Below are 12,206 nucleotides of genomic sequence, written 5' to 3'. Positions count from 1 at the left end.
TAAATCAGAATAAATGAAGAAATTATTAATCGTCATATTAATTGCCTTAGGTCTAAATCTTTCTGCTCAAAATTACATTGAGCACAAAATCAAAAAGGGTGAAACCATAGAGAGTATTGCCAAGAAATATTTGGTAACTCCTTTTGATATTTTTGCTCTAAACCCAGATGCAAAGTCAGATTTTAAGCCAAATACGATTTTAATTATTCCAAACTCAAAAATTAAAAATGAGCCTTTTAATGAAGAGTCGAAGGAGTTAATAGGCTACAAGACCCATAAAGTAAAACGTAAGGAAACACTTTATGGTTTATCCAAAAAATATAATGTTTCAGAAGATGAAATAAAAAAGGCCAATCGCTTTTTATATTCTGAAAATCTAAAGAGGGGTGATAAAATAAGGATTCCTAAGTACAAGACTTTTATCAATAAGGTGAGCCTTAAAAATACAGTGAGAAAGTACAAGGTTCAACCTAAAGAAGGCAAATGGCGTATTGCATATAAGTTTGGAATTACTGTCAAAGAATTAGAGGCTTTAAACCCAAATATGAAGGAGGTTTTACAACCTGGGGATGAACTTAATGTCCCAAATATTGAAGACAAGGATGAAAAGGTTGTAGAAGATCAATATAATTATTATGAAGTACTACCTAAGGAAGGGTTTTATAGATTAAAAGTTAAAACAGGTCTTACACAGGAAGAGTTAGAGGACTTAAATCCAGGTTTAAAAGAAAGTGGATTAAAAGAGGGTATGGTTTTGAAGATTCCAGCTTCAGCAGAGACAGTTTCTAGTCTTAAGGATTTGGAAAGAACACGTCTGGAATCTAAAATCAAAAACTTCAGCACAAAAAAATTAGCCCTATTGTTGCCATATCGCCTCAATAGAATTGATTTAGACTCTGTGGAAGAAACAAAATCTGAAATCAAGAATAATAGATTGTTGTCAACCGTTTTAGACTTTCATGTTGGCGTTAGAATGGCCTTAGACTCAGCTAAACAGCTTGGAATTTCAACAGACCTAAAAGTGTTTGATACACAATATCAACCTTCAACGACCAATAAAATCCTTTCTGATTATGATTTTTCTGATTATGATGCGGTCATTGGTCCAATTGAGGAGAGTAGTTTTGATCGCGTTGCCAATAGCTTAAAACGAGATAGAGTTCCGGTAATAGCAGCATTAAATAAGCCAAAGGAAGTTTATACCAATGTCTTTCAAACGATCCCAGAAGACAAATTGTTGCAGAAAGCGATGATTGAATTTATAAAACGAGATAGTCTCAAATCCAAGGTGATTATTATAGCGGATCAAGCGCATCGTTCAACGAGCAATATGCTAAAAAAAGAATTCCCAAGTGCAGTACAGATTTATTCTGAGATTAATAAGAAAACTGGTAAGGACGACCATTTTATTTATCCTGTGCGTTTAGAGAATATGTTTACTGCTGGCAGAACAATTGTTTTTCTTGAAACAGATAGTAACCCTATGGCTTCGAGCGTTATAAGTCTACTTAATTCTAATGTAAATGAAGACATTGAGATTGTTTTGGTCACTTTAGATAAAAACAAGGCTTTTGAAGGCAAAGACATAGACAATAATAATTTATCGAATCTTAAATTTCATTATCCTTCAGTACATAAGGATTTTGATGAATACAAGTCTAATAGTTTTGTTAAGGCCTACAAAAAAGAATTTGGTGTATCACCCAGTAAATATGTTGCAAGAGGTTTTGATATTACCTTAGATGTTTTGTTGCGATTGGCTACGGCAGATAACTTATACAAGACCTCTGACGATTTAATTGAAACAGAATACATACAAAACAAATTTAGATACAACAAGTCTTTATTTGGGGGTTACGTTAATGAGGCGGTATATATTGTAAAGTATGATAATCTGCAAATTGTTGAAGCTAATTAAAGAGGATTATGACTTCAAAAGTAACATACCTTGGTAATCTTAGAGCAGAAAGCGAACATCTGCGCTCAGGAAATACTTTTATTACAGATGCACCAATAGACAATAATGGTAAAGGAGAAGCGTTTTCTCCTACAGATACTGTAGCTACAGGATTGGCAAGTTGCATGTTAACGGTTATGGGTGTAAAAGCGAACGAACATAATTTGGATATGTCTGGTGCTACGGCAAACGTTACAAAGATAATGGCAAGTAATCCTAGACGTATTTCTAAAATTGAGGTCGTACTTAATTTTCCTTTTAAGGCAGATGAAAAGATTAAAAAAATCTTAGAACATACAGCTAGAACTTGTCCTGTGCATTACAGTCTACATCCTGATATTGAAAGAGACATTACGTTTAACTGGGAATAAATGCAATTGCAACAACTTATCCTTTCAATTTTAATTCTGTTTATAGGGACTTCTCCCTATGAAGATACCATAACATGGAATGATACTCGAAAACTTAGTTGGGAAGATTTTAAGGCGGACCCAAATCCTAATTCAGAAGCTGTGGCTTTAACGGCATCAGGTATTACCTTTGGATATTCTTTAAAAACCTCAGGTAAGCGGATTGTTGATTACACAACATCTGTAGAAGCACATTTTTATCCCAAAAAGTCCTGGTATCTATCAGAGAAAGCAAATGATCATATCCTTGCCCATGAGCAATTGCATTTTGATATTACCGAATTATATGTCCGTAAGTTTAGACAACAATTAGACCGACTAGTAATAAATCAGAATATCAAAACTCAAATGGGTCAAATACATCAAGCTATTAATGAAGCATTAGATAAGACTCAAAAGACTTATGATGAACAGACCAATCATTCCATAAATATTGAAGCCCAAAAATACTGGCACCGCTATATTACAGAGGAGCTTAAAAAGTTAGAGAAATATAAGGCACCATAAATTGGAAGGAAGTAAAGAAGCACTCATTGAGCTGGCCAACTACAAAATGCCTTTTGGTAAGTACAAAGGCCATTATTTGATTGATATTCCAGAATATTATTACACCTGGTTTAAGCAAAAGGGATTTCCTGAAGGAAAGCTAGGGAGAATGATGATTCAAATGCACGACATCAAAATCAATGGTCTGGAAGAATTAATCCATAGGATTCAACGCGATTACAAAAAGTAGTTACTTTACAGTATTCTTGTATAAATAAGCTATGGACAAAAATACTGATACAATAAGAACCTATTGTTTCAGTAAGCGCTTTTAATGATGCAAAAACTTATTTTAAGATTGCAACTTTATAATTGCACTTAAGACAATTTTTATTGTAAATTTGCCTGCGTTTAACAGCGTACCATGACCACAGATCCTAAGTATATTTTTGTAACAGGCGGTGTGTCCTCTTCACTTGGAAAGGGCATCATTGCGGCTTCTTTAGCAAAACTTCTACAAGCCCAAGGTTACAGAACAACCATTCAGAAATTAGACCCTTACATCAACATAGACCCGGGAACTTTAAATCCATACGAACATGGTGAATGCTATGTGACTGATGATGGTGCTGAAACGGATTTAGATCTAGGGCATTATGAACGGTTCTTAAACGTTCCAACCTCACAAGCCAATAATGTGACTACGGGTAGAATTTATCAAAGTGTTATTGATAAAGAACGTCGCGGTGAATTTTTAGGAAAAACGGTTCAGGTTATTCCTCACATCACAGACGAAATAAAACACAGAATTCAGATATTGGGTAATTCTGGTGATTATGACATCGTCATTACAGAAATTGGCGGTACAGTTGGTGATATTGAGTCCTTACCATACATTGAAGCTGTACGTCAGCTACAATGGGATTTGGGAGAACATAATGCTTTAGTGATTCACCTAACGCTTGTGCCATACCTTTCGGCAGCCGGAGAATTAAAGACAAAGCCCACACAACATAGCGTTAAAACCTTAATGGAAAGTGGTGTGCATGCTGATATTTTAGTCTGTCGTACAGAGCACGAACTCAACGATGGTCTAAAGGAGAAGCTGGCACGTTTTTGTAATGTGAAAAAAGAAGCAGTCATTCAATCTATTGATGCGTCAACAATATATGATGTACCAAATTTAATGCTCGATGAAGGCTTGGATAAGGTAGTATTGCAAAAGTTAAGTCTAAAAAGTGATGTGCCTAACCTCACACAATGGAACGAATTCCTAAAGCGTCATAAAAACCCAAAAAGTGAAGTTACTATTGGCCTAATTGGTAAATATGTCGAGCTTCAGGATTCTTATAAATCCATTTTAGAAGCTTTTATTCATGCTGGTGCAGAAAATGAGGTTAGGGTTAATGTGGAGCCTATTCATTCAGAATTTTTGAATGATGACAATATAGATTTTAAACTTGGTCACCTTGATGGGGTTTTGGTGGCACCTGGTTTTGGTGAGCGTGGTATCGAAGGTAAAATTGATGCCGTTAGGTTTGTAAGAGAACACAATATTCCTTTTTTAGGGATTTGTTTAGGAATGCAAATGGCTGTGATTGAATATGCTAGAAATGTTCTCAACCTAAAAAATGCCAATTCTTTGGAAATGGATGAGAATACTCCACACCCAGTCATTAACCTTATGGAATCCCAGAAAGATGTTATTAATAAGGGAGGTACGATGCGATTAGGAGCTTGGGACTGCAATATTGCAGAAGGCAGTATCGCGCATAAAGTTTATGGTCAAACAAGTATAAAGGAACGTCATAGACATCGCTTTGAATTTAACGATGCGTATAAAAAGCAGATTGAAGCCGCAGGAATGAAAGCCACGGGATTAAATCCTGATACTGGACTTGTGGAAATCATAGAAATACCTGATCACAATTGGTTTGTTGGTGTACAATACCACCCAGAATATAAAAGTACAGTTGCTAATCCACACCCTTTATTTGTGGCATTTGTAAAAGCAGCATTAAAATACAAGAATAAAAAATAATGTGCCACTTTGGCGTAAAATGAATTATGGATTGCTTTTTGGGATAGCCAAGGCATTAATCATGCAATCGTAGCGTAGTACGAACAAAATTATGGAAGAAAAGAAACTCGATATTAATTCAATTATTGGATTTATCCTCATTTTCGGGATTTTGGTATATATGATGTACCAAAATGCACCTTCACCAGAAGAGATTGAAGCACAAAAACAAGCTGAGCAAGAACAGGTTGAAGAAGAAAAAAAGACTAGTAAGCAAAATGAAGCTGTAGTAACAACCGCCTCAGACTATGTCAATACTAAAGATTTAGATTCTACTCAGTTGGCATCGCTTCAAAGTAAGGAAGGTTCTTTAGCTTATGCTTTAACCCTGCCAGGTGAAGACTTTACAACCGTAGAAACGGATGTTTTTGATTTGAAATTTAGTAGAATGGGTGGCCACTTGGCTGAAGTGAAACTCAAAAAGTTTGTAACCTTCGATTCTCTGCCTATTTATATGGTTAAAGACCAAAATAGCGCATTCAATATCACCTTTGGTACTTTGGATAATCGCACCCGTAATACCATGGATTATCCTTTCCAATCTAGTGTTAGTAAAAGTGGTGAGAATACCATTGTATCAATGAAACTCAAATTTTCTGAAACTGAATTTTTAGAGTATCGCTATGAGTTAAAGCCAGACGATTATATGATTGACTTCTCTATCAAATCGGAAGGTTTAAGTGGGGAGTTTAATACGTCACAACCTATCATTTTAGATTGGAAACAAAAAGGTATTAGACATGCAAAAAGTATTAGTTATGAAAATCGTTATACCAGATTAACCTACATGCATGATGAAGATCGTGTTGAAAAGTTATCTCAAATGGGAGATGATGACGAAACCGTTGAGGATATAGAATGGTTATCATACAGACAGCACTTCTTTAGTTCTATTTTAGTAGCTAATGACAGTCCATTTTCTAAGGCAGATTTGACTTCAGAGAATTTAGTGGAAGACGAAGAAGTCGATACGTTATTTACAAAACTGTATACCTCAAAAATTCCATTAGCTTATAATGGTGGTGAGGTCAATAAGAATTTAGGATTGTACTATGGCCCAACGGATGCTAAGATTTTAAAAACCTATGATAAAAGCTTAGAGGAAAGTATACCTTTTGGTTGGGGTATTTTTGGCTGGATTAACAAAGCCCTCTTTATTCCATTGTTTGGATGGTTAAGTAGTATATTACCTTATGGTATTGCCATTATTGTCATGACTGTATTGGTAAAGTTAATGTTATCCTTTGTACAGTATAAGCAATTCTTATCTCAGGCAAAAATGAAAATTTTGAAACCTGAGTTAGATGCCATAAGAGAAAAATACAAAGACAATAAGCTTAAGGCACAACAGGAAACTATGGCCCTACAGAGTAAAGCAGGTGCAAGTCCACTCAGTGGTTGTTTGCCTGGTTTAATGCAGATTCCTGTATTCTATGCCTTGTTTATGTTCTTCCCGACAGCATTCGATTTAAGACAGAAAAGTTTCCTTTGGGCAGACGATTTAAGTTCGTACGATTCCATTGCAGATTTACCATTTAATATACCTTTTTATGGTGATCACGTGGCGTTATTTCCAATATTAGCTGCTATTGCCATTTTCTTCTACATGAAGATGACCACAGGGCAACAAACCGCTATGCAGGGACCACCTCAAGAAGGTATGCCAGATATGAGTAAAATGATGAAGTATATGATTTACTTCTCACCATTACTAATGCTTATCTTCTTTAATAACTATGCGTCTGGTTTAAGTTTGTATTACTTCATCTCAAACCTAATTAGTATCGGAATTATGTTAGTGATTAAGAACTATATCATTGATGAGAATAAAGTTTTAGCCAAAATAGAGGTGAGTAAGAGCAAGCCTAAAAAGCAAAACAAATTCCAAAGAAAAATGGCTGAGATGATGGAGCAGGCTGAACAGCAGAAACAAGCACAGCAGAAACGCCAAAAATAAATTGCAACGACATTCTATATTTGAATCAGAATCATTATACCATACAAATAAAAAAGCCAGATGTAGTCTGGCTTTTTTAATTAATCTATTTTAATTTTTTAAAGTTAGAGTTGTAGTCTATTAATTGCTGATTTGTTTCTAATTGACAAGATAGTTTAACCTACTAATGTATTAGTATCAATTCGATTTGATGATGTTATTTGTCAGTTTATAAGCGTCTATAGCATAGTTTTTAAGGATCTACTCAGTAAATAAAACAAGAGTCATGACGTTATTCAATTACAAAAGGATTAATAAATTAATGTGACATTTCCCGATAGGTTTTAAAACAAAAAACCCAGACAACTGTCTGGGTTTCTCATCTAACTAAATCAATCAATATAAAAATGAGGTAATCAGCCTCGACTTTTCTTATTTATTATAGTGTTGGTAAAATCACTCTATCAACAACATGTACAACACCATTTATGGCTTGAATATCTACTAATGTAGGTGCTAAGATGTTAATATCTCTATCATTAGTATCTGTTATGACAGTACCGTTTAAATCTAGATTTCCGCCAACAGTTGGTATTACACCACTTAACGAACCAAGTTGATTCGACTGAACATTAGCTTGCGCTACAACATGTACAGTAAGTACAGAGTCTACTAAAGCTGGGTCTAAATCACCAAGACCTGTGTTTCCTGATGGATCTAACTCTAATAGTAAGTTAGCAAACGCATCATTTGTTGGTGCAAAAACTGTAAAAGGCTCTAAACTTGCGTTTTCATTCCCTGAAACTGTTGCAATCCAATTTACAGTTGGTGTACCTGTATCAGCTAATTGTAAAGCAGCTACTAAATTGCTAAGTGCTGGATTTGTAGTCGCAAAAGTTGCGATCGTAGGTAAATCAATAACTGTATTAACGATGTGGATTGTTCCGTTCGTAGCTGTTAAATCTGGAGTTTCAACAGTAGATTGTCCATTAATAACTACACCAGCTGAAGTTGAGAAATATAAACTTAAGTTTTCGCCATTAGGACCTGTAGCACCAGTGTTTCTATAACCTGATCCTTCGTTTATTAAATCAGTTGATGATAAATTTTCACCTACAATCACATGGTTTAATAAAATGTTTCTTACCAACGCTTCTTCAGCAGCTGATAAATTGTTTAAATCCAAACCAGTAGCGGTAAGTAAAGCAGTAAACGCATCATTATCAGGTGCGAAAACCGTGTAAGGACCAGTACCTTGTAATGTGGTTACTAAATCGGTTGCTTCTAAAGCAGCGGCTAAAGAGGTTAATCCATTTGCTAAGGCAACATCAACAACCGTAGTGGTTTGCACACCAGAACCATTGTTGTCATCATCACTGCTACATCCAGTTATACCTAAGACCAATACAAATACTGTCAGTAACTTGAGAGTTTTTGAAATAATTTTCATTTTTTTGAGTTTTTAATTGTTCAACATTGCACAAACTATTTTCAGTTTGTTTAACCAAAAATACAAAATGATTAAACAAAAAGTTTATCTCACTTTTATTTTTACAATAACTTTAACACTTGCCTATACTCAAAAATCGGTTAATCAGTTCGATAAAGACGGCAAACGTCACGGTTTATGGACAAAAAACTACTATCAGACCGATCAGAAGCGCTATGAAGGCCAATTTGTTCACGGAAAAGAAGTTGACACCTTCAAGTATTATACCTTATCTAATGGTAAAAGTGTCTTGAGCGCTACAAAGGTGTTCAATCTAAAAGACAGTCTGTCAATGGTTAAATTCTACACGTCCAAAGGTAAGGTAATCAGTGAAGGTGAAATGAATGGCCAGCGTTATGTCGGGAAATGGATCTATTATCATAAAAACTCTTCTGTAAAGATGATCGAGGAGAACTATAATGATAAAGGACAATTAGAAGGTGAGCGATTGGTATATTATAATAACGGAGCTATTGCTGAAACCGCACATTATAAAAAAGGTGAATTAGAAGGGGAGTCTAAATGGTATTCGGAAGCCAAAGTACTCCTAAGGCATTCGATTTATAAAAATGGTGCGCTTAACGGTAAAACAATATACTATGATAGTGCAGGTAAAAAAACTTCAGAAGGTACTTATACAGCCGATAGAAAATCGGGCATATGGAAATATTACAAAGTAGGAAAACTCAGCAAAGAAATTGACCACACCAATAATAAAGTCATTAAAAAATATGATTAGCTCAAAGCGGTCTTTGCTATAGAATTAAGGAACGGCATTCTTCAAAAGATTGCCGTTTTTATTTGTAATTTTGCCGAAGTTTTTCAGACTAATGAAGTCAGTTTGACATAAAAGTAAGCTCCACATTTGTGGATTATAAATATGAAAAGAGTAATTGTAGGACTTTCAGGTGGTGTAGATTCAAGCGTTGCGGCTTATTTATTAAAGGAGCAAGGCTATGAGGTTATTGGTTTGTTTATGAAAAACTGGCACGATGATTCCGTAACTATTTCAGACGAATGTCCTTGGTTAGAAGATAGCAATGATGCCATGTTGGTAGCCGACAAATTAGGTATTCCGTTTCAAACGGTCGATTTGAGTGCTCAATATAAAGAGCGCATAGTTGACTATATGTTTAATGAATATGAAAGAGGACGTACACCAAATCCAGATGTCTTATGCAATCGCGAAATAAAGTTCGATGTCTTTATGGATATTGCCATGGATTTGGGTGCAGATTATGTCGCTACGGGTCATTACTGCCGTAAGGCAACAATTGAAAAAGACGGCCATACCATTCATCAGTTGTTGGCTGGTAAGGACAACAATAAAGACCAATCTTACTTTTTATGCCAGTTATCCCAAGACCAATTGGCAAAAGCGTTGTTTCCAATAGGTGAATTAACTAAACCTGAGGTAAGGGAAATTGCCAAGGCTCAGGATTTAATCACTGCCGAGAAAAAGGACTCGCAAGGCCTATGTTTTATTGGAAAAGTGAGACTTCCAGATTTTTTACAGCAACAGCTCAAGCCAAAAGAAGGTGTGATTGTTGAAGTTGAAGATAATTTGGATGTGTACAATCAAACCCAGTCAGGATTTACCTCAAAGGAACGTGAATTAGAATACCTTGCCAAAAAGCCAGTGTATAGCATTTCAGATGGCAAAGTAGTTGGGAAACATCAAGGAGCACATTACTTTACTAAAGGACAACGCAAAGGATTAGCTGTAGGAGGCACCAAAGAGCCCTTGTTTGTGATTGAAACCGATGTGGATGAAAATGTGATTTATACTGGTCAGGGTAAAAACCATCCAGGATTATTGCGAAATGTCTTGTTTGTAACTAACGAAGAGTTGCATTGGATTCGTGAAGATTTGACCTTAGCTGAAGGTGAGACTATGGAGGTCATGGCAAGAATACGTTACAGACAACCTTTAGAAAAGGCAACACTTTATAAAGTGGCTTCAGGATTGTATGTTGAATTTAAAAACAAACAATCTGCCATTACTGAAGGCCAATTTGTAGCTTGGTACAATAACGAAGAACTATTAGGCTCAGGAGTTATTTCATAATAACAATTAGGGTCCGTTTAAGTTTTCTTTTAATTAAGAGGTCTAAAGGGTCATTTAGAATTCAGAACAAATTCTTAACTTGCCATAAAAGAATACCTCATGCTCAAATCCTTAACCATATTTATCTTCCTTTTGGTTGCGTTAAATGCCAACGCGCAAGAAGATGCCTGGGTTTATCTCACGGATAAGCCAAACGAAACGGCTGCTCTGGCAAATCCCACAGCCATACTTACCCAAAAGGCCATAGATCGAAAACAAAACCATGCTATTCCAATAGATTCTAGGGATGTGCCAGTACATGAGCCTTACATTTCAATCTTAAAAAGTCAAGTAGGAATCACCGTTATGGCAAAATCCAAATGGTTTAATGCCGTGCATGTGAGAGGCACAGAAACTGATATTTCGGCATTACTGAATTTAACTTTTGTAGACCATATTGACTTTGCCGATAATGGATTAGATGTCGGTTCTCGAGTTGGTGCCCTAGAAGATAAAACCAATGTTGAAGATGAAAGTGTTGTGTTTATGTATGGAGATACACAAAACCAGGTAGAAATGATCAATGTAGACGATTTGCATTTAGCGGATTTTACGGGTGAGGGGATGACCATAGCGGTTTTAGATGCTGGGTTTCCAAATGTTAATACCATGACGGCTTTTCAGCGCCTACGCGACAATGGTGATTTATTAGATGGTTATGATTTTGTAAATCGAACTGAAGCTGTTTATGATAATGTAAGCAGTTCGCATGGGACTAGAGTATTAAGCACCATGGCAGCCTACATTCAAGATGAATTTGTGGGTACGGCACCAGATGCATCCTATTATTTGTTTATTACCGAAGATGCCAATAGCGAAAATCCTGTTGAGGAAAGCTATTGGGTAGAAGCAGCAGAGCGTGCCGATAGTCTGGGTGTCGATTTGATCAATACGTCCCTGGGCTATACAGAATTTGATAATCCAAATTATAGTTATACACCAGCAGATATGAATGGTCAAACGGCCTTTATTAGTAAAGGTGCGTCCATTGCTGTTGAGAAAGGGCTTTTGGTGGTGGTCAGTGCAGGAAATTCTGGAGCTACAGCCTGGCAAACCGTTGGTGCACCAGCTGATTCCCCTGATGTATTGTCCGTTGGTGCTGTAGATGCCAATGGAGATTATGTTGCCTTTAGTTCGCAAGGTGGTGCAGCACAAGTGGGCTACCAAAAGCCGGATGTTGTTGCTCGTGGTGGTGCTGCATATGTGGTCAACGAAAATAATGCTATTACGCAAAATAATGGGACATCACTCAGTGGTCCTATATTGTGTGGAGGGATAGCCTCGTTATGGCAGGCCATTCCAGACGCTTCACCAACTGAAGTGATGGATTTGGTTAGACAATCCGCCTCACAATACGCGACGCCAGACGACTTTTTAGGCTATGGTATTCCGGATTTGGCATTGGCAAGAACATTGGGAGTGGAAGAGGAAACTTTTAGCACATTTAGTTTTTATCCAAATCCAGTAAAGGATAAATTAAAATTCAATGCACCCATTGATAGTAATAATCTAAAAATTATCATTTACACTTCATTAGGTCAGGAAGTACATACCTTGAAGTTAAGCCAAGGTGTCTCCAATGTTAATGTGGCGAATTTATCATCTGGAATTTATGTAATGAAAGTTTCTGCAGAGCATCATTCCAAAACGTTTAAGTTTATAAAGGAATAGACATCTCGTCTGTTCGAGGCTACCTTTTACGGCAGACAGATTTTTGATACAAATTTCCCTCATTTCTATT

Annotated in this window: 10 protein-coding genes; 9 read left to right on the top strand and 1 reads right to left on the bottom strand. The window is 36.2% G+C overall.

The features are described 5' to 3' along the window. The first annotated feature begins 13 nt into the window (after positions 1-13). The 6 genes from ACFQ1K_RS07405 (at position 14) to yidC (ending at position 6,890) form a co-directional block, all read left to right on the top strand. Positions 14-1,918, top strand: a complete 1,905-nt coding sequence (locus ACFQ1K_RS07405) for a LysM peptidoglycan-binding domain-containing protein (protein WP_320555582.1) — start codon at positions 14-16, stop codon at positions 1,916-1,918. Between the two features lie 8 nt (positions 1,919-1,926). After that, on the top strand, positions 1,927-2,328 hold the full coding sequence (locus ACFQ1K_RS07400) for an OsmC family protein (protein ID WP_320555581.1): 402 nt from the start codon (positions 1,927-1,929) through the stop codon (positions 2,326-2,328). Then, complete coding sequence (locus ACFQ1K_RS07395; RefSeq protein WP_320555580.1) at positions 2,329-2,874, top strand: DUF922 domain-containing protein; 546 nt, start codon at positions 2,329-2,331, stop codon at positions 2,872-2,874. Between the two features lies 1 nt (position 2,875). Beyond that, positions 2,876-3,103 (top strand): DUF3820 family protein, encoded by a 228-nt coding sequence (locus ACFQ1K_RS07390; protein ID WP_320555579.1) that lies wholly within the window; start codon positions 2,876-2,878, stop codon positions 3,101-3,103. 174 nt (positions 3,104-3,277) lie between these two features. Then, positions 3,278-4,894, top strand: a complete 1,617-nt coding sequence (locus ACFQ1K_RS07385; RefSeq protein ID WP_320555578.1) for a CTP synthase — start codon at positions 3,278-3,280, stop codon at positions 4,892-4,894. Between the two features lie 91 nt (positions 4,895-4,985). Next, a complete protein-coding gene (gene yidC / locus ACFQ1K_RS07380) occupies positions 4,986-6,890 on the top strand; it encodes a membrane protein insertase YidC (protein ID WP_320555577.1) in 1,905 nt (634 codons plus the stop codon). A 418-nt stretch (positions 6,891-7,308) separates the two neighbouring features. Here the strand turns inward: yidC and ACFQ1K_RS07375 are convergent, their stop codons facing one another. After that, positions 7,309-8,319 (bottom strand): fasciclin domain-containing protein, encoded by a 1,011-nt coding sequence (locus ACFQ1K_RS07375; RefSeq protein ID WP_320555576.1) that lies wholly within the window; start codon positions 8,317-8,319, stop codon positions 7,309-7,311. 67 nt (positions 8,320-8,386) lie between these two features. Here ACFQ1K_RS07375 and ACFQ1K_RS07370 point away from each other — a divergent pair, with 67 nt between their 5' ends. The 3 genes from ACFQ1K_RS07370 to ACFQ1K_RS07360 all read left to right on the top strand — a co-directional run bounded on the left by ACFQ1K_RS07370 (position 8,387) and on the right by ACFQ1K_RS07360 (position 12,136). Then, complete coding sequence (locus tag ACFQ1K_RS07370; RefSeq protein WP_320555575.1) at positions 8,387-9,097, top strand: toxin-antitoxin system YwqK family antitoxin; 711 nt, start codon at positions 8,387-8,389, stop codon at positions 9,095-9,097. A 141-nt stretch (positions 9,098-9,238) separates the two neighbouring features. Then, positions 9,239-10,426, top strand: coding sequence for a tRNA 2-thiouridine(34) synthase MnmA (gene mnmA / locus ACFQ1K_RS07365; protein WP_320555574.1), 1,188 nt, complete (start codon positions 9,239-9,241; stop codon positions 10,424-10,426). Positions 10,427-10,525: 99 nt separating this feature from the next. Then, positions 10,526-12,136 (top strand): S8 family serine peptidase, encoded by a 1,611-nt coding sequence (locus tag ACFQ1K_RS07360; protein WP_320555573.1) that lies wholly within the window; start codon positions 10,526-10,528, stop codon positions 12,134-12,136. The last annotated feature ends 70 nt before the right edge of the window (positions 12,137-12,206 follow it).

The organism is Winogradskyella aquimaris (genome assembly GCF_042676105.1).
GTDB classification, from domain to species: Bacteria; Bacteroidota; Bacteroidia; order Flavobacteriales; family Flavobacteriaceae; genus Winogradskyella; species Winogradskyella aquimaris.
This window is presented reverse-complemented; position numbering and strand designations above follow the sequence as displayed.